This window comes from Streptomyces sp. TSRI0107 (assembly GCF_001905845.1).
In the GTDB taxonomy this organism is placed as follows: Bacteria; Actinomycetota; Actinomycetes; order Streptomycetales; family Streptomycetaceae; genus Streptomyces.
The window spans coordinates 204,444-222,092 of record NZ_LIVZ01000002.1 but is presented as its reverse complement, the minus strand read 5'-3'; the positions used below and the strand labels follow the sequence as shown (position 1 = coordinate 222,092).

Below are 17,649 nucleotides of genomic sequence, written 5' to 3'. Positions count from 1 at the left end.
CGAAGCTCGGTGTTCTCAGGTCCCCGATCCAGGAGTTGCCGTCCGTGACGACCGTCCAATCGCCTCCCCGGCCCCCCACGGCGATCCGTCCCGAGGTGGTGGCGCGCACCGGTCTGTACGCCGTGCTCGCCGCCAACGCGGCCGTGGTGACCTTCTTCTTCGTCCAGGCGGGATTCGCCGCCAACGCCCTCGTCGTGACCGGCCGGCTCGCCGGCCTGTACGGCGCCCTCCTCATGGCCTTCCAGCTGCTGCTGGTGGCCCGGCTGCCCTGGCTCGACCGCCGGATCGGCATGGACCGGCTCACCCTGTGGCACCGCTGGACCGGCTTCGCGCTGCTGTGGACCCTGCTCGCGCACGCCGTGTTCATCACCCTCGGCTACGCCGACTCGTCCGGACTGGACCCGGTGAACCAGCTGGTGGACCTCGCCGAGACCGTCGAAGGCGTGCTCCGCGCGGTGGTCGCCCTCGCCCTGATCCTCGTCGTCGGCGCCGTCTCGGCCCGGTTCGCGCGGCGCCGACTCGCTTACGAGACCTGGCACTTCATCCACCTGTACACCTACGTGGCGGTCGTCCTCGCCTTCACCCACCAGGTCACCGTCGGCACCACCTTCGTCGCCTCGCCCGCCGCCACCGCCTACTGGTGGACCCTGTGGGGCGTCGTCCTCGGCTCGGTGCTCGTGGGCCGACTGGTGCTGCCGCTGTGGCGGAACCTGCGCCACCAGCTGCGCGTCTCCGCCGTCGTCCCCGAGAACGACAACGTCGTCTCCGTCTACGTCACCGGCCGCGACCTCGACCGGCTGCCCGCCCGCGCCGGCCAGTTCTTCCTCTGGCGGTTCCTCACCCGCGACCGCTGGTGGCAGGCCAACCCGTTCTCCCTGTCGGCGGCGCCCGACGGCCGCACCCTCCGGCTGACCGTCAAGGCGGCCGGTGACGGCAGCGCCGCACTGCGCCGGCTCCAAGTCGGCACCCGGGTCTTCGCCGAGGGCCCCTACGGGGCGTTCACCACGATGCGCCGCACCCGCCCCGACGCGGTACTCGTGGCGGGCGGCGTCGGAGTCACGCCGATCCGGGCACTGCTGGAGGAACTGCACGGCCACGCGGTCGTCATCCACCGTGTCGCCACCGAACGGGACGCCGTGCTCCACGACGAGCTGCGCGAGCTGGCGCACGCCAAGGGCGCCGAACTGTACCTGGTCACCGGCCCCGTCACCCCGGACAAGCTGTCCCCGGCCGAACTGGCCCGCCTGGTCCCCGACATCGCCGACCGGGACGTCTACCTCTGCGGCCCGCCCGGCATGACGGCCGCGGTCCGGCGCAGCCTGCGCGAACTGGGCGTACCGGCCCCGCAGATCCACTTCGAGCGCTTCAGCCTGGCCGGATGACGGACGCGACAGGAATGACGGGACCGACGGGACCGACGGGACCGATGGGACCGACGGGGCCGACGAGGTCGACGGGAACGAAAGGTACGAGGAGAACACCGTGAAGCGAGCACTGCCCGTCCTGGTCCTGACGGTGGCCGGGCTGATCCCCGTCTGGCGCTACACACCGTCCCAGAACGCCCCGGCCACCGGCGACACTTCGGCGGCCCCCGCGCCCGCCACACCCTCCGCACCGTCGTCCGCCCCCTCCGGCCCCTCGGGAGCGTCCCGGGTGGTGGCGGGTCCGACCGTCGCCACGGAGAAGGGGGACGTGCAGGTCGAGGTGACGTTCGAGGGCGACGAGATCGCCTCCGTGCGGATGCTGAAGCAGCCGAACCACCCGCAGACCACGAACGCGGTGCCGCGGCTGATCGAGGAGACGCTGCGGGCGCAGAGCGCGGACATCGACACGGTGTCGGGCGCGACGGTCACCAGCGACGGCTACCGGGAGTCCTTGCAGGCCGCGCTCGACGCGCGGGGGGCCTGAGGTGCGGCGCGTCGAGCACGTCATGGGCTTCCCCGTGTCGCTGCGGATCGACGACACCGGCGTCCCCGAGGGCCTGGCGGACGCGGTCTACACCTGGCTGCGCGAGGCGGACGCGCGGTTCAGCCCGTTCCGGCCCGACAGCGAGGTGTCCCGCCTGGACCGGGGCGAGCTCCGCCCGGAGGACGTCAGCGCCGGCCTCGCCGAGGTGCTGACCATCGCCGAGCGGTACCGGGTCGCCACCGGCGGCGCCTTCGACGTACGCCCGCCCGGGCGCCGCCTCGACCCGTGCGCCGTCGTCAAGGGCTGGGCGGTGCAGCGCGCGGCGGATCTGCTGGCCGGCGCCGGGGTGCGGCGGTTCTGCCTCAACGCCGGGGGAGACGTCGTCGTCGCGGGCGGGCCCTGGCGGGTGGGCGTACGGCACCCCGAACACGCCGACCGGGTGTGCGCGGTGCTGGAGCTCACCGACGGCGCCGTCGCCACCTCCGGGCGCTACGAGCGCGGCGACCACATCCTCGACGCCCGCACCGGCCGCCCGTCCACCGGCCTCCTCGGCGTCACCGTCGTCGCGCCCACCCTCACCGAGGCCGACACCGTCGCCACCGCCGCCTTCGCGCTGGGCCCGGACGGAGTCGCCTGGGCGGCCGGGCAGCAGGGCTGCGAGGTGTACGCCGTCGACACCGGACACCGGGTGCGGCGCACGCCGGGCGTGCCGCTCGCCGCGGCGTGATCCACTGGGCGCATGAGTCTGACGGTCGAGGTCTTCCTGGTCCGGGCCGACGGGGACATCGACATCCTCGAAACCCCGGACGGCGCCTGCGACCTGGCCGGGCCGGAGCGCTGGCGGACCAGGGTCTGGGGGTCGCGGGCGATCCGGGAGCTGGGCGCCCGTTTCCTCCCGGCCCTGGTCAAGGGCGACCTCGTCGCCCCGGAGGAGATCCCCGCCTTCCTGCGCGAGTGCGCCCTGGTCCGCGACGGGCTCGGGGAACTCGCCGCGCGCACCTGCCCCGCCGACCGCACCGCCGACCAGCACGCGCGGCACATCGGCGCCCGGCTGTCCGGCATCGAGGCAACTGCCCTGCGGGCAGCGGGAATCGGCGGTGGTCTGTTGATCTGGTAGCCATACAACCGGTCTAGACTCTCCCCGCAACGGCCCGCCGCCCGGCGCGAGCGCACAGCAGCTGCCAAACCCGAAGGGTGTTCGGCGTTTTGATACGGATAGATACAGTCACCAAGCGGTACCCGGACGGCACGGTGGCGGTCGACCGGCTCTCACTGGAGATACCGGACCGTTCGATCACGGTCCTCGTCGGACCGTCGGGCTGCGGCAAGACGACGACCCTGCGGATGATCAACCGGATGGTCGAGCCCAGCGAGGGCACCATCCACCTCGACGGCGCCGACATCCGCCGGCAGCCCGTCAGCGAACTGCGCCGGTCCATGGGCTACGTCATCCAGCACGCCGGGCTCTTCCCGCACCGCACGATCGTCGACAACATCGCCACCGTGCCCCGCCTGCTCGGCTGGCGCAAGGACAAGGCACGCGCCCGCGCCCGGGAACTGATGGAGCGGGTCGGCCTCGACGCCTCACTCGCCCGCCGCTACCCCTACCAGCTCTCCGGCGGCCAGCAGCAACGCGTCGGCGTGGCCCGCGCGCTGGCCGCCGACCCGCCCGTCCTCCTCATGGACGAGCCGTTCTCCGCCGTCGATCCCGTCGTCCGCAAGGGCCTCCAGGACGAACTGCTGCGACTGCAGGACGAGTTGGGCAAGACCATCGTCTTCGTCACCCACGACATCGACGAGGCCGTCAAACTCGGCACCATGGTCGCCGTGCTGCGCACCGGCGGCCGGCTCGCCCAGTTCGCGCCGCCCGCCGAACTGCTGAGCAACCCCGCCGACGACTTCGTCGAGGACTTCCTCGGTGCCGACCGGGGCATCCGCCGGCTCTCCTTCTTCACCGCGGCCGGGCTGGAACTGCTGACCACGCCGATCGTCGCCGTCGACGCCACCGCCGAGCAGATCGCCGCCCGCGACACCGCCGGCGCCCCCTACCTCCTCGTCACCGGCCTCGACGGCAAGCCCCTCGGCTGGGTCGCGCCGCGCGACCTGGCCGCCGGGGACATCCGGCCGGAGCGGCTGCTGCCGTGCGGGCGGCCGTTCCGGAAGGACACCGACTCGCTGCGGGCCGCCCTCGACTGCGCGGTCCTGTCGCCCACCGGGTGGGCGGTCGCCGTGGACGGGGAGGGCCGGGCGGCCGGCGTGGTGTCCCAGCAGGCCATCGCGGAGGCCATCCGCGGGGCGCACGCCGAACGGCGCACCGACGCCGGACGCGTCGAGAAGGCCGTCCGATGAACGGCCTGTTCGACATGACCAGCGACCTCCAGAACAGCTACTGGGGGCTGATCGCCCTGCACCTGCGCGAGGCGCTGCTGCCCGTGCTGGCCGGGCTGCTGGTGGCGCTGCCCGTCGCCCAGCTGTGCGTCCGGCTGCGCTGGCTGTACCCGCCGGTGCTGGGCATCACGACCGTGCTGTACGCGATCCCCTCGCTCGCCTTCTTCGTCGTCCTCATCGACTACACCGGCCAGAGCGAGATCACGGTGATGATTCCGCTCGCCGTCTACAGCCTGGTCGTGTTCGTCCCGGCGATCGTCGACGGCGTCCGCTCGGTGCCGCGGGAGACCCTGGACGCCGCCACCGCCATGGGCTTCGGGCCCGTCCGGCGCTACCTCCAGGTGCAGTTGCCGATCGCCGCGCCCGCCATCATCGCCGCGCTGCGGGTGGCGTCGGTGTCCAGCATCTCCCTCGTCAGCGTCGGCATGCTGATCGGCAACCAGGGGGCGCTCGGCAATCTCCTCAACAGCGGCATGATCTACAATCAGCCGCGCCTGATCTGGCTGTCCGTGGTGGGCACCGCCGTCCTCGCCGTCCTCGTGGACGCCGTACTGATCCTGCTGCGGCTGCTGGTGACCCCCTGGATGCCGCGCGGCACCCACGACAAGCGGGAAGGGGCGGCGGCGTGAACGTACTCGGCTTCATCGACGCGTTCTTCAGCGACGGCGCCCGCTGGCACGGCTACGACGGCATCCCGACCCGGGTGCTCGAACACCTCGGCTACTCACTCATGGCGCTCGGCGTCGCCGCCGCGATCGGACTGCCGATCGGCCTGCTCACCGGCCACACCGGCCGCGGCGGCAACACCCTCGCCCTGATCGCCACCGCCGGCCGCGCACTGCCCAGCTTCGGCCTGATGGTCCTGCTGTTCGTACTGCTCGGCCTCGGCCTCGCCCCGGTGATGATCCCGCTGGTCGTCCTCGCCGTGCCGCCCATCCTCGTCACCACCTACGAGGCGGTGCGCTCCGTCGACCCGGCACCCGTGGACGCCGCCCGCGGCATGGGCATGCGCGAGACCGGGGTGCTGCTGCGGGTCGAACTCCCGGTGGCGCTCCCGCTGATCCTCGGCGGACTGCGCACGGCTGCCGTGCAGATCGTCTCCACGGCCACCATCGCCGCCTACGTCAGCTTCGGAGGCGTCGGCCGCTACATCATCGACGGCCTCTACCAGCGCGACTACGAGAAGGTCGCGGGCGGCGCCGCCCTGGTCGCCCTGCTCGCCCTGGCCACCCTCGCGGTGTTCTGGGCGATCGCCCGCATCACGGTCTCACCGGGGGTGCGGCGCAGCACCTGAGCGGGCCGGGGCCCTCAGACGGGGCCTAGGCCCCCGCCGTCTCGGTCCGCGCCAGCGCCAGCTCCAGTACGACGAGCAGCGCGTCCCGCACCGAACCGCGCTCCCGGGCGTCGAACACGACGACCGGGACGTGGTCGGCGACGTCCAGCGCCCAGCGCACCTCGTCCAGGGCGTGCTCGACCCGGCCGTCGAAGGCGTTGACCGCCACCGCGAACGGGATCCGCTTGTGCTCGAAGTAGTCCACGGCCGCGTAGCAGTCGTCCAGCCGGCGGGTGTCGACGATGACGAGCGCGCCGACCGCGCCCTCCACGATGTCGTCCCACATGAACCCGAACCGGTCCTGCCCGGGCGTGCCGAACAGATACAGCTTCAGCGTCGGGTCGATCGTCAGGCAGCCGAAGTCCATGGCCACCGTCGTGGTGGTCTTGCGCGGGGTGTGCGTGAGGTCGTCCACGCCCGCCGCGACCTCGGTGATCGCCGCCTCGGTGGTCAGCGGCTCGATCTCGGAGATGGCGCCGACCGCGGTGGTCTTGCCCACCCCGAAACCGCCCGCGATCACCATCTTCACCGGCAGCGGCGGCCGTACGACGGTCCGCGCGGCGGCGCCCCGGCGGGTGGCGGGCTCAGTCGGTGTCACGGAGTACCCCTCGGGAGTCGGGGATGGCGCGCAGGCCATCGATAACCCTTCGCAGGACGGACGCGTCATGGGTGGCGGCCGCGTTCGGCACGTACACCGCCAGCTGCCCGGCGGCCCGCAGATCGTCGGCGAGCACCCGGACCACGTTGAGGTGCAGCCGCAGCCGGGCCGCGATCTCGGCGAGGGACTGCGGCCGCGCGCACGCGGCCACGATGTCGTGCCGTTCGAAGGAGAGCCCGCCGAGCGCGTCGAGCCCCTCCGCGGTGGCGATCACCTGGGTCTCCACCGGCATCGGCCGCTCGGCCGCGGCCTCGCCCGCGCCCGCCACCCGGCCCGAGGTGACGAGGAACGGGCGGACGGCGGGGACGGGGCCGGCCGGGTCCGGCACCTCGTCCGGGCCCGGGGGCGGCGGGAAGCCGTCCGCCATGGGTGGTCTCTTCCTCTCTCGGCCGGCCCTCGCGCGAGCGGGCCGTGACCGGTCAGCCCGTCGACGCGGCGCCGACGGTGTTCTTCAGCTCCAGCACCAGCTGCGGGCTGAGCGCGGCACCGGCACGGTTGGCGAACAGCGTCATCTCGTACGCGATGTTGCCGAGCTTGGCCTCCTTGTCGGCGACCACGCCGAGCACGGCCCCGCTGCCGATCGCCGAGACCAGCACATGGCCGCCCTCCAGGTCGATGATGACCTTGTTGAGCGCGCCCAGGCCGTAGTTGCCGGACGCGCCGGCGGCGAGGCTCGTCAGGCCGGACACGATCGCCGCCAGCCGTTCCGAGTGGGCTCGCTCCCGCAGCTGGGCCACCGCGATGAGCAGTCCGTCCGAGGACACCGCGATGGCGTCCACGACACCCGCGGTCTCGGTCGCGAAGCGGTTGAGCAGCCAGGTGAAGTCGGCTGCGGCGGCCCGCAGGTCGTCCGGTGCGGTGTCTCCGGCGGGAGTGCCACCTGTCTGCGCGCTCAACTCTGCGCTCCTTCCGGGGGGTTGGTCTGGGGGTGCGAGTCGGGGGTCTCGGGTGCGGTGCCGGGGGCGCCGAGGCCGTCCGGGCGGGGGATGCCGATGCCGTCGCTGTCCCGGTGGGCGCGTTCGACGGCCGCCTCGAACTCCTCCAGGGAGCTGCGCACCGCCTCCGCGTCGGCCGGGGGCACCGCCTCGCGCGGGGAACCGTGGCCGCCGTCCGCGCCGAGCGTCGTCCGCAGGGTCGCCCCGCGGACCCGGCGGCGCAGCGGACGGGCGCCGCCGCCCGCCGGGGCGGACTCGGTGCGGGCCCGCGGGATGAGCGGGGAGCCGTCGCCGCCGGCGGTACCCGGCTCACGCCGGGGCAGCCGCCGGGGGAGCGGGTGCGCGGCCTCGGACCGCCCGGGCTCCGCACCGGCGTGCGGCGCGGGCCCGCCCGCCGTACCGGCGGCCGCGCCGGCCTCCGGGCGTGCGGGGTGCCGATCCGGTCGTACGGCGTTCGGCTCGGCGGTGGCGGCGGGCGTGCCGTGCGTGGCCGTACCGGCCGGGCGTACGTCCTTGTTCAGGGCCGGGGCCGAGCCGGTGGGCGTCAGCAGGTGCGCGGGCGGGATGACGACCTCGGCCGTCACACCGCCGCCCGGCGTCCGGGTGAGCGTGACGCCGATGTCCCAGCGGCGGGCCAGCGTGCCCACCACGAACAGGCCGAGCACCTTCGTCGGCATCAGGTCGAGCCGTTCGCGGCGGATCAGCCGGGCGTTCTCCTCGGCCAGCCGCTCGGCGCTCATACCCAGGCCGTGGTCGGCGACGGTGACCGTCGCCCCGTCCGCGCGGCCCTGCACCGTCACCTCGACGGCGCTCCCGGCGGGCGAGAACGACACCGCGTTCTCCAGCAGTTCGGCGACCATCAGGGTGAGGTCGCCGACGATGTCGGGCTCCACCATGACCTCGGTCCCGGCGTGCAGCTCGACCCGCTGGAACCCCTCGATCTGGCCGAGCGCGGCCCGCACCACGTTGGTGAGCGCGGTCGGCCCCGCGTCGAGGACGGTCTCCCGGATGCCGGCGAGCAGCATCAGACTGTCGGCGTTGCGGCGCAGCCGGACCGCGATGTGGTCGATGCGGTACAGCCGCTCCAGCAGCGCCGGGTCGGTCTCGCCGCGCTCGACCGCGTCGATGAGGGCGAGCTGCCGGGTGGTCAGGTTGCTCACCCGGCGGCCCACGTTGCCGAACATCTCGGCGACGTTGCGCCGGCTCAGCACCTGCCGCTCCAGCAGCGCGGCGGCGGTGGTCTGGACGTGGTTGAAGGCGTCGGCGAGGTCACCGATCTCGTCCCGTGCGGTCACCGGCACCTCGCTCAGCCGCAGCGGCGCGTCGTCCTCGGCGTCGTCGTCGGCGACCCGGGCGAGTTCGCGCCCGGCGACGTCGGCGACCGTGCGGGCGGCACCGGTCAGCGCGTGCACCGGCCGCACCACCGAGCGGCGTACCGCCACCGCGAAGGCGAGCCACAGCGAGAAGCCGAGCAGCGCGAGGCCCAGCAGCCAGCCGGCGTTCCACCAGGCGTCGGAGGACGCGGTGTCGGCGCGGTCGGCGATCTGGTCGATCAGCGAGGCGGTGATCTCCAGCCGGGTCGCGGACTGGTCGCGATAGGCGGGGTAGGCGGCCAGCGCCTCGTTGAACTTCTCCCGGATCCGTTCCGGCGTGCCCGCCTGCAGCCCGCTCGGGTCGATCTGCAGCTCCGCGAACTGCCGGCCGATGACCGCCTGGGCCGCGCTGTGCTCGATCCCGCGCAGCTCGGCCGCCTGCGCCTCGGTGGCGAACCGGCCGAAGCGGTCGGCCTGGTGCCGGTACAGCTCGTCGGCGCCGACCGCGTTGACGAACTCGATCAGCGCGTTGGAGTCGCCCGTCGACGCGGAGAAGACGCTCGTCTCGAAGGAGCTGTGGGCGGCGTCCGCGCGCAGCAGCGAGTCCAGCAGGTTGCCGGTGAAGGTGGCCGCGAGGGCAGCGTTGCGGTCCAGGCCCAGCCCGTCGATCAGGCCCTCGGCGGCGCCCGTGTAGGCGGGGTCGATGTTGTCGGCGGGCAGGTAGCCCTGCTCGATGGTGGCGCGCAGGCTGTCCAGGCCGCTGATCTCGCGCAGCGCCAGGGACTCGGAGTCCGGCAGCCGGTCGCCGAAGGTGTCGCGCACCTTCTCCACCTGGGCGTCGACCGCGTCCTGCGCCTCGCGGTAGCCCTCCAGGGAGGGCTTCGTGCCGGCGCCCGCCGCCTCGTGGCGCACGGACAGCAGGATGGCCTGCTGGTGCTCCGCCTCCACCCGGTCGACCAGGGTGGCGACCTGGGTGCTGTCCCGGACCAGCCGTGCCGCGGTGGCCGCGTCCTGGGCCTGCTCGACCTGACCGGCGATCAGGTAGGAGAGCACCGCGCCGAGCCCGGCGAGGGGCACGCCGACCAGGACGTTGAGCTTGCGGCGGAACGGCCACCGGTCGGCGAAGCCACGGATCCCCACCTCGCGCGTGGACATCGGGCCTCCCTCGTGACCGTGATCCATGACCGTTACTGATCGACACGCATCCGTGTGACGGGCGTCAACTCCGGGGAGACTACCGCCTCTTGAGATGATCGATCGCCACTGCACGTCAAGAATCCGTTACAACACGCTCAGGATCAGCGCGAGTTCGTTCGCTTTTCTCACGCAAGCTGCCACTTGGCCCCGTCAAACAGCCACTTGTTGAAGGCAATTGTGATCAGTGGGGCCTTGACCAATCGAGAAAGGCCTGGATTGGATCGACGGCGACGCCGGCACCACCGACCACCAACACCCACTCGGCCCGGAACGGGAAACGTGACTTCTACCGTGAAGAGCAGCTGGACCAGAACTCGACACCGCGGCGCCGCCGCCGTCGCACTCGCCGTCACCGCGGCGCTGGTGGCGGGCTGCGGCTCGTCCGACGACGAGGCCGACAACCCGCTCGCGGAGGACAAGGCGGTGGGCGGCGACACCGTCGTCGTCGGCTCCAACAACTTCGCCGAGAGCATCCTCCTCGCCGACATCTACGGCGAGGCGCTCAAGGCCAAGGGCATCGAGGTCAGCTACAAGCCCAACATCGGCAGCCGTGAGACCACCTACGGCATGCTGAAGAACGGCACCATCACCGTCCTGCCCGAGTACAACGGCTCGCTGCTCGCCTACCTCGACCCCAAGGCCGAGCAGAAGTCGGTCGAGGCGGTGAACGCCGCGGTCAAGACCAAGCTCGACACCAAGCTGACCCTGCTGGAGTCGGCGCCCGCCGAGGACAAGGACTCCGTCTCCATCAACGCCGAGACGGCGAAGAAGTACGGCCTCACCGGGCAGTCCACCCTCGCCGACCTGAAGGAGATCGCGCCGAACCTGGTCATCGGCGGCTCGCCCGAGTTCCAGACCCGGCACCAGGGTCTGGTCGGACTGGAGAAGGAGTACGGCCTGAAGTTCAAGTCCTTCAAGGCGCTCGACGCCGGGGGACCGCTCACGCAGGCCGCCCTGACGAAGAACACCGTGCAGGCCGCGGACATCTTCACCACCGACCCGACCATCACCAAGGAGAAGTTCGTCGTCCTCCAGGACCCGAAGAACCTCTTCGGCTTCGCCAACGTGACCCCGCTGGTTCACAAGAGCGGCCTCTCCCAGGAGGGCGTCGACACCCTCAACGCGGTCTCCGCCAAGCTCGACACCAAGACGCTGCTCGACCTGGACTCCCAGGTGCAGCTCGAGAACAAGGACCCGCTCGACGTGGCCAAGGCCTGGCTGAAGTCGGTCGGCCTCGACTGACGTCCGCCCCCGGCACCCGCCCGCCGCACCGACCGTGAGCACCACCGCCGACGAACCGACGCGCACCCCCGGGGGTGCCGCCCGCGTCACCCTCGACGGCGGTGGGCTCACGGCCGCGGACGTGGCGCGGCTCGCCGACGGCGCGGCCGTACCGGACGTGCCCGCTGCCGCGCTGCGACGCGTCCGGGATTCCTGGCGCGCCGCCCAGCGACTTGCCGCCGCGGGGCGCCTGTACGGCCGGGGCACCGGCGTCGGAGCGCACCGCTCGGTCCCGGTCGGACCGGACGACGAGGCGGGCCACGGCCTGCGCCTGCTGCGCAGCCACGCGGGCGGCGCCGGCGCCCCGCTGCCCGCCCGCCAGGTCCGCGCCATGCTCGCCGTCCGCGTCAACCAGCTCCTCGCCGGCGGCTCCGGCATCCACCCCGACTTCGTCCACGCCCTCACCGAGGCACTGCGGCTCGGCCTCCACCCCGCGGTCCCCGAGTACGGCGGCCTCGGCACCGGCGACCTGACGGCCCTCGCGGAGACGGGCCTCGCCCTCATCGGCGAGCGGCCCTGGCTGCCCCACCCCGCCCCCGGCACCGCCCCCGCCCCCGTCACCCTCCGTCCCGGCGACGCGCTCGCGCTGCTCAGCAGCAACGCCCTCGCGCTCGGGCAGGCGGCGCTCGCCTGGCACACCCTCGACACCCTGCTGCGCGCCACGCACGCCGTCGCCGCGCTCTCGCTGGCCGCCGTGACCGGCTCGCCGGAGGCCTACGCGGCACCCGTGCACGCCCTGCGCCCGTACCCGGGCGCCGCGCGGGCCGCCGCGGAGGTACGGCGGCTGCTCGGGCTGCCGGAACGGCCGTACGGCACCGGCCGCCGTATCCAGGACCCGTACGGCTTCCGGGCCTTCCCCCAGGTGCACGGCTGCGCCCTGGACGCCGCGGACGGGCTGCGCCACGTCGTGGAGACCGAGGTCAACTGCCCCACGGAGAACCCGCTCATCGCCCCGGACGGCACGGCCGCCTACCACCACGGCGGCTTCTACGCCGCCCCGCTCGCCCTCGCCCTGGACGCCCTGAACCTCGCCGTCCTGCAGACCGCCCAGCTCTCGGCCGCCCGCCTCGCCGCGCTGGGCCGCCCCGACCTCACCGGCCTGCCCGCGTTCCTCGCCACCGGCCCGGCGGGCAGCTCCGGCACCATGATCCTCGAGTACACGGCCACCTCCGCCCTCGCCGAGCTGCGCACCTGCGCCACCCCCGCCTCCGCCGGCCACGCCGTCCTCTCCCACGGCCTGGAGGAGGCCGCCGGCTTCGCCTCGCAGTCCGCCCGCCAGGCCCTGCGCGCCACCGAGGCGTACGCCACGGTCCTGTCCTGCGAACTGGTCACCGCCGTACGGGCCCTCCGCCTGCACCCGTCCCCACCGGCGGCCCCCGCCCTCATGACGGCGACCGGCTCCCTCCCACGCGCGACGGAGGACCGCCCCCTGACCACAGACCTGACAAGAGCCCGCGCCCTCCTGCCGGTTCTCGCGGCCCTGTGACCAACCCGTCCTCTTCTTCCTGTCAGGGCGGTCCCGACTGCCTCGACACGGAGCAACCCCGCCGGCATTCGGTCACCCTTGCGGCAACCCCGCGCCGCTCGCCTACTGCGGCCGCATGTCCCACGTTCTCGGCGGTCCCGATGCCGCCCGCGCCCCCTGAGCAGGCTCGCCGCCGTGCTCGGGGCCGAGTCGGTGTCCGGCGGGGGCGGGGTGCCGGGTTCGGGGCCGTCGTCATCGCCGAGCCCGGTGAGGCCGTCGGGGAACTGGCCGGGGCGCTGGTGCCGGCGGTCGGCGCGCGGGGAGCCGACGCGGTGGCGTCGCTGCGTGCCGCCGGGGCGGCGGGGGCCGTCGCCGTGGCCGTGCGCGAGGCCGGCGACGACGTACGCGCGGCCGCCGCGCCCGCGGGCGTCGCCCTGCTGGTCGTCCCGGCCGGGCTGCGCTGGGACGAGGTGGAGACCGTGGCCCGCGCCGAACTGGCCCGCGCCGCCGCCACCGCCACAGGGCACCGCGGCGACCTGTACTCCCTCGCCCAGACCCTCGCCTCCCTCACCCAGGGCCTGGTCAGCGTGGAGGACACCGGCCACCGCGTCTTCGCCTACGCGGGCCCTACCTGGACGCGTTCGGCGATGTCGCGGCCTGCGCCCGCGAGCTGAACGTCCACCCCGACACCCTGCGCTACCGGGTCCGCAGGGCCGTCGCCCTGGCCGGCCTCGACCTCGACCACCCCGAGCACCGGCTCGCCGCCATGCTGGGCCTGCGGCTGGACCGCGCGCGGCCGGGGGCGGACGGCGCGCCGTACTTCCCGTAGTGAGCCGGTAACCGTCCCCGCATAGCGGGCGAATCCCGTCAGGAGCGGTCAACTCCCGGACAGCGAGGGTGGGTTTCCGGCCGGATCGAGGGTTTCCCCTGTATCCCTGTGACCTTTCGTTTGCCTATCGTTCGAGCACAGCTGACCCACAGGTAACCCCTGACCCAGCTGACGCACCTCGCGCCTGGCCGGCCAACGCGCTCGCTTTTCGGTAAACCCCCCTCCGCTTCGACGAAGAAGCGCCCGACCGCCGCTCCGAGCTGCCCGGAGTACGGCCACGAAAGGCACGCCCTTGCGTACTTCCCCGTCCACCCGTCGCAAGCTGATATCCGCCGCCGCGCTCTCCGCGGCCCTGCTCACCGCCGCCGGCGCCTCGGTCGCCGTCGCCCAGGAGCCCGCCCCGCAGGCACCCGCCGACCTCGCGGCCCGCACCGAGGCCGCCCCCGGCGTCACCGCCGAACGCCTCATCGTCGGCTACGAGTCCGGCGCCTCCGAGGCCAAGTCGAACAAGGCCGCCGAGGCCGACGCCGTGGCCAAGGGCAAGAAGGCCGGCGAGCGGCTGGACTTCCAGCGCCGCCTCGGCACCGGTGCCGCCCTGGTCGACCTCGGCGAGGACCTGACGAAGACGGACGTCGCCGACGTCATCGCCGAGTACCGGGCCGACCCGCAGGTCGCCTACGTCGTGCCGGACCGTCTGAACAAGCCGCAGGCCGACCCGAACGACACCGACTACGCCAAGCAGTGGGACCTGTTCGAGGCCACCGCCGGCATGAACGTGCCGGGCGCCTGGAACACCACCACCGGCACCGGCGTCACCGTCGCCGTCATCGACACCGGCTACGTCGCCCACTCCGACCTCGCCGCGAACATCGTCGGCGGCTACGACTTCATCGCCGACACCGCCGTCTCCGTCGACGGTGACGGCCGCGACTCCAACCCGGCCGACCCGGGCGACTGGTACAACGCGAACGAGTGCGGCGCCGGCGTCCCGGCCTCCAGCTCCTCCTGGCACGGCACGCACGTCGCCGGCACCATCGCCGCGGCCACCAACAACGGCAAGGGCATGGCGGGCATCGCGTACGGCGCGAAGATCTCCCCGCTCCGCGTCCTCGGCAAGTGCGGCGGCTACGACTCCGACATCATCGACGCCATCACCTGGGCGTCCGGCGGCACCGTCTCCGGCGTGCCCGCCAACAGCAACGTCGCCAAGGTCATCAACATGAGCCTCGGCGGCGACGGCGCCTGCACCAGCGCCACCCAGAACGCCATCAACGCGGCCGTGAACCGCGGCACCACGGTGGTCGTGGCGGCGGGCAACGACAACGAGAACGTCTCCGGCCACTCGCCGGGCAACTGCAACAACGTCATCTCGGTGGCCGCGACCAGCCGTACCGGCGCCAAGGCCTCCTACTCCAACTACGGCTCCCTCGTGGACATCTCGGCGCCCGGCGGCCAGACCAGCACCGGCACCGCGAACGGCATCTACTCCACGCTGAACTCCGGCACGAAGACGCCGTCCACCGAGTCGTACGCCTACTACCAGGGCACCAGCATGGCCACCCCGCACATCGCGGGCCTCGCCGCGCTGATGGAGTCGGCCAACCCGGCGCTGACCCCGGCCCAGATCGAGTCGGCGATCAAGTCCAACGCCCGTCCGCTGCCCGGCGCCTGCTCCGGCGGCTGCGGCGCGGGTCTCGCGGACGCCACGAAGACGGTGCAGGCGGTGAGCGGCTCCGGCGGCTCGACGGGGGGCACCACCTTCACCAGCACCACCGCGGTCTCCATCCCGGACGCCGGCTCGGCGATCGAGTCCCCGATCACCGTCAGCGGCCGCAGCGGCAACGCGCCGTCGGCCCTGCAGGTGGGCGTCGACATCACCCACACCTACCGCGGTGACCTGGTCCTGGACCTGGTGGCGCCGGACGGCTCGACCTACCGTCTGAAGTCCTCCAGCTCCTCGGACTCCGCGGACAACGTCGTGACCACCTACACGGTGAACGCGTCCGCCGAGGCGGCCAACGGCACCTGGAAGCTGCGGGTGCAGGACGTGGCGGCGCAGGACACGGGCCGGCTCAACAGCTGGAAGCTGACTTTCTGAGGCGCTTCCCCTGACGGGTGGGCCGGACGGTGCGGATGGGCACCGTCCGGCCCACCTTTTTTGTTTCCCCATCTATAAGAACCGCATATCCGGTATGTTTCGGCGGGAGTTTGTCATATGCCGGGCCTCGGGATCGTAAGGTTCCGGTCATCGGCCTCCTGGATCACCACTGGTTGGGGCTACGATGAACTGCGTCAACGCGTCCACGTGGAGAGGCGTAGCCAGCTGACGGTCTGGCACATGCCAGCGGGGTGTGAGCTATCGTGTGCACCCCGTAACTAAAAAACGGCATGGCCCGTTCTTTTCATCCAGGAGAGTCGAGACGATGGCGAGGCAGTTACGCGCCGAACAGACCCGAGCGACGATTATCACAGCCGCCGCCGACCTGTTCGACCGGCACGGCTACGAATCGACCAGCCTGAGCGACATCGTCGAGCACGCCCATGTCACCAAGGGCGCCCTGTACTTCCACTTCGCCGCGAAGGAAGACCTGGCGCACGCCATCATGGAGATCCAGTCGCAGTCCTCGCGCCGACTGGCCCGCGAGGTCGACGACCGGGACTGCTCATCCCTGGAAGCCCTGATGCGCATCACCTTCGGCATCGCCCGGCTCGCCGTCGAAGGCCCGGTCGCCCGCGCGGGACTGCGCCTGGCCACCGCCGGCGTGGGCGTACGGCCGCCGCTGCCGCACCCGTTCACGGAGTGGCTGGAGATCGCCTCCCGCAAACTCCTGGGCGCGGTCAAGGAGTCCGACGTCCACCCCGACACCGACATAGACGCCATCGCCCACTCCCTCGTCAGCTTCTTCGTCGGCCTGCGGGTCATGGGCCGTTCCCTCGAACCCCTCGTCCGGCTGCCCCGCCGCATGGCCGAGATGTGGTACGTCCTCATCCGCGGCCTGGTACCGGTGACCCGCCGCCCGCGCTACCTCAGCCTCGTCGCCCACCTGGAACGGGAGATGAGAACCGCCTGACCGGCCCCGCCGCGACCGGCGAGGCGCCCGATCCCGCGCGGTACGGTGAGGCGCATGCCCGACACCGCCCCCGCGCCCGTGCTCCTCGCCGACCGGCCCGGCTCCTTCCCGCACAGCGTGCTGGCCGAGCGCCACCCCGCGATCATCCGGCAGGTACGGGAGTCCGTCCCGTACGACCCCGAGCGGCGCCGCGCCCTCGACATGCTGCTGGCGAACTGCACCGAGGGCGTCCTCGAACCGCTCCCCGCCGACGCGCCCGACCTCGGCCGCTGGCGCGACTGGGGGCTCGACACCCACGTCGGACGGTCCTGGTTCGACGTGCCGTGGCTGTGGTCCGAGAGCTACTTCTACCGGCAACTCCTCGACGCCGTCGGCTACTTCACGCCAGGTCCCTGGCAGGGCATCGACCCGTTCCGCCCGGCCAAGCTCGCCGAGCTGGACGCCCCGGCGACGGACGACGAACTCGCCGCCCTGGACGCCCTGGAGGACCGCCCGGACGACGAACGCGCCCGCGCCCTGCTGCACGGCTCCCTCTGGGGCAACCGCGCCGACCTCGGCTTCCGGCTCTCCGCCGAGGGCGCCGAGACCCGGGCCGCCGTCCCGGGCCTGGTCGCCGACGACAGCGACACCCTCTGGTCGCTGCTCCCGCCCTCCGGCACGGGCACCCTCTGCCTGGTCGCCGACAACGCGGGCCGTGAACTCGTCCCGGACCTGCTGCTCATCGCCGACCTCCTCCGGCAGGGCCGCGTCGAACGAGCCGTGCTGCACGTCAAGCCGTACCCGTACTACGTCTCCGACGCCACCACCGCCGACGTCCTCGACGCCCTGCGCCGGCTCACCGCGGCATCCGGCGCGGCCGCCGGATACGGACGGCGGCTGTGGGCGGCGATGACCGACGGCCGCCTCACCGTCCGCGCCCATCCCTTCTCCGGCGGCCCGCTGCCGTACGCCGAGATGCCGGACGACCTGCGCGCCGAGTTCGCCGCGGCCACGGTGACCGTCTTCAAGGGCGACCTCAACTACCGCCGTCTCGTCGGCGACCGGCGGTGGCCGCCGAGCACTCCCTTCGCCGATCTCACCGACTGGTTCCCGGGTCCCGTCGCCGCCCTGCGCACCCTGAAGTCCGAGGTGATCTGCGGCCTCGACGCCCGCACCGAGGCCTCCCTCGTCGCGGCGGAGGGGCAGCGCTGGCGGACGGCGGGCACGCACGCGCTGATCCAGGTGAGGGTGTGACCCGCCTCGGCACGGGGCCGTAACCCGAGCCGTCGGCC

General features: G+C 73.0%; 18 protein-coding genes. 14 read left to right on the top strand and 4 right to left on the bottom strand.

Features of this window, described 5'->3' with window-relative positions; all coding sequences use genetic code 11:
- Positions 1-44 precede the first annotated feature (44 nt).
- The 7 genes from AMK31_RS05200 (at position 45) to AMK31_RS05170 (ending at position 5,590) form a co-directional block, all read left to right on the top strand.
- Entirely contained in the window at positions 45-1,382 is a 1,338-nt protein-coding gene (locus AMK31_RS05200; RefSeq protein WP_073939179.1) for a ferredoxin reductase family protein, read from the top strand.
- A 100-nt stretch (positions 1,383-1,482) separates the two neighbouring features.
- Positions 1,483-1,908 (top strand): FMN-binding protein, encoded by a 426-nt coding sequence (locus AMK31_RS05195; RefSeq protein ID WP_073939178.1) that lies wholly within the window; start codon positions 1,483-1,485, stop codon positions 1,906-1,908.
- 1 nt (position 1,909) lies between these two features.
- Entirely contained in the window at positions 1,910-2,635 is a 726-nt protein-coding gene (locus AMK31_RS05190) for an FAD:protein FMN transferase (protein ID WP_073939177.1), read from the top strand.
- 12 nt (positions 2,636-2,647) lie between these two features.
- Positions 2,648-3,025 carry a hypothetical protein gene (locus AMK31_RS05185; RefSeq protein ID WP_073939176.1) on the top strand — a complete coding sequence of 126 codons (378 nt, stop codon included), beginning with the start codon at positions 2,648-2,650 and terminating at the stop codon, positions 3,023-3,025.
- An 89-nt stretch (positions 3,026-3,114) separates the two neighbouring features.
- Complete coding sequence (locus tag AMK31_RS05180) at positions 3,115-4,257, top strand: ABC transporter ATP-binding protein (RefSeq protein ID WP_073939175.1); 1,143 nt, start codon at positions 3,115-3,117, stop codon at positions 4,255-4,257.
- A complete protein-coding gene (locus AMK31_RS05175; RefSeq protein WP_073939174.1) occupies positions 4,254-4,925 on the top strand; it encodes an ABC transporter permease in 672 nt (223 codons plus the stop codon). The genes AMK31_RS05180 and AMK31_RS05175 overlap by 4 nt, the downstream gene beginning before the upstream one ends.
- On the top strand, positions 4,922-5,590 hold the full coding sequence (locus tag AMK31_RS05170) for an ABC transporter permease (RefSeq protein WP_073939173.1): 669 nt from the start codon (positions 4,922-4,924) through the stop codon (positions 5,588-5,590). Before AMK31_RS05175 ends, AMK31_RS05170 begins: the two co-directional genes overlap by 4 nt.
- Positions 5,591-5,615: 25 nt before the next feature.
- Here the strand turns inward: AMK31_RS05170 and AMK31_RS05165 are convergent, their stop codons facing one another.
- From AMK31_RS05165 to AMK31_RS05150, 4 genes are read right to left on the bottom strand one after another with little or no spacing between them, the layout of a single operon-like run.
- Positions 5,616-6,227 carry a GTP-binding protein gene (locus AMK31_RS05165; protein ID WP_073939172.1) on the bottom strand — a complete coding sequence of 204 codons (612 nt, stop codon included), beginning with the start codon at positions 6,225-6,227 and terminating at the stop codon, positions 5,616-5,618.
- Positions 6,214-6,654 (bottom strand): DUF742 domain-containing protein, encoded by a 441-nt coding sequence (locus AMK31_RS05160; RefSeq protein ID WP_073939171.1) that lies wholly within the window; start codon positions 6,652-6,654, stop codon positions 6,214-6,216. The genes AMK31_RS05165 and AMK31_RS05160 overlap by 14 nt, the downstream gene beginning before the upstream one ends.
- A 52-nt stretch (positions 6,655-6,706) precedes the next feature.
- Entirely contained in the window at positions 6,707-7,183 is a 477-nt protein-coding gene (locus AMK31_RS05155) for a roadblock/LC7 domain-containing protein (protein WP_073939170.1), read from the bottom strand.
- The gene (locus tag AMK31_RS05150; protein WP_241842536.1) at positions 7,180-9,690 is read right to left on the bottom strand and encodes an ATP-binding protein; all 2,511 of its coding nucleotides are present in this window, start codon (positions 9,688-9,690) and stop codon (positions 7,180-7,182) included. Before AMK31_RS05150 ends, AMK31_RS05155 begins: the two co-directional genes overlap by 4 nt.
- 321 nt (positions 9,691-10,011) lie before the next feature.
- Here AMK31_RS05150 and AMK31_RS05145 point away from each other — a divergent pair, with 321 nt between their 5' ends.
- The 7 genes from AMK31_RS05145 to AMK31_RS05115 all read left to right on the top strand — a co-directional run bounded on the left by AMK31_RS05145 (position 10,012) and on the right by AMK31_RS05115 (position 17,611).
- Entirely contained in the window at positions 10,012-10,974 is a 963-nt protein-coding gene (locus AMK31_RS05145; RefSeq protein ID WP_073939168.1) for an ABC transporter substrate-binding protein, read from the top strand.
- A gap of 34 nt (positions 10,975-11,008) precedes the next feature.
- Positions 11,009-12,499, top strand: coding sequence for an aromatic amino acid lyase (locus AMK31_RS05140; protein WP_073939167.1), 1,491 nt, complete (start codon positions 11,009-11,011; stop codon positions 12,497-12,499).
- A 140-nt stretch (positions 12,500-12,639) separates the two neighbouring features.
- On the top strand, positions 12,640-13,152 hold the full coding sequence (locus tag AMK31_RS39565) for a hypothetical protein (RefSeq protein WP_143204205.1): 513 nt from the start codon (positions 12,640-12,642) through the stop codon (positions 13,150-13,152).
- Positions 13,110-13,307, top strand: a complete 198-nt coding sequence (locus AMK31_RS39560; RefSeq protein WP_107468540.1) for a helix-turn-helix domain-containing protein — start codon at positions 13,110-13,112, stop codon at positions 13,305-13,307. Before AMK31_RS39565 ends, AMK31_RS39560 begins: the two co-directional genes overlap by 43 nt.
- 292 nt (positions 13,308-13,599) lie before the next feature.
- Entirely contained in the window at positions 13,600-15,405 is a 1,806-nt protein-coding gene (locus AMK31_RS05125; RefSeq protein ID WP_073939165.1) for a S8 family peptidase, read from the top strand.
- A 325-nt stretch (positions 15,406-15,730) separates the two neighbouring features.
- Entirely contained in the window at positions 15,731-16,378 is a 648-nt protein-coding gene (locus AMK31_RS05120) for a ScbR family autoregulator-binding transcription factor (protein ID WP_073939164.1), read from the top strand.
- A gap of 54 nt (positions 16,379-16,432) precedes the next feature.
- A complete protein-coding gene (locus AMK31_RS05115) occupies positions 16,433-17,611 on the top strand; it encodes a damage-control phosphatase ARMT1 family protein (RefSeq protein WP_073939163.1) in 1,179 nt (392 codons plus the stop codon).
- The last annotated feature ends 38 nt before the right edge of the window (positions 17,612-17,649 follow it).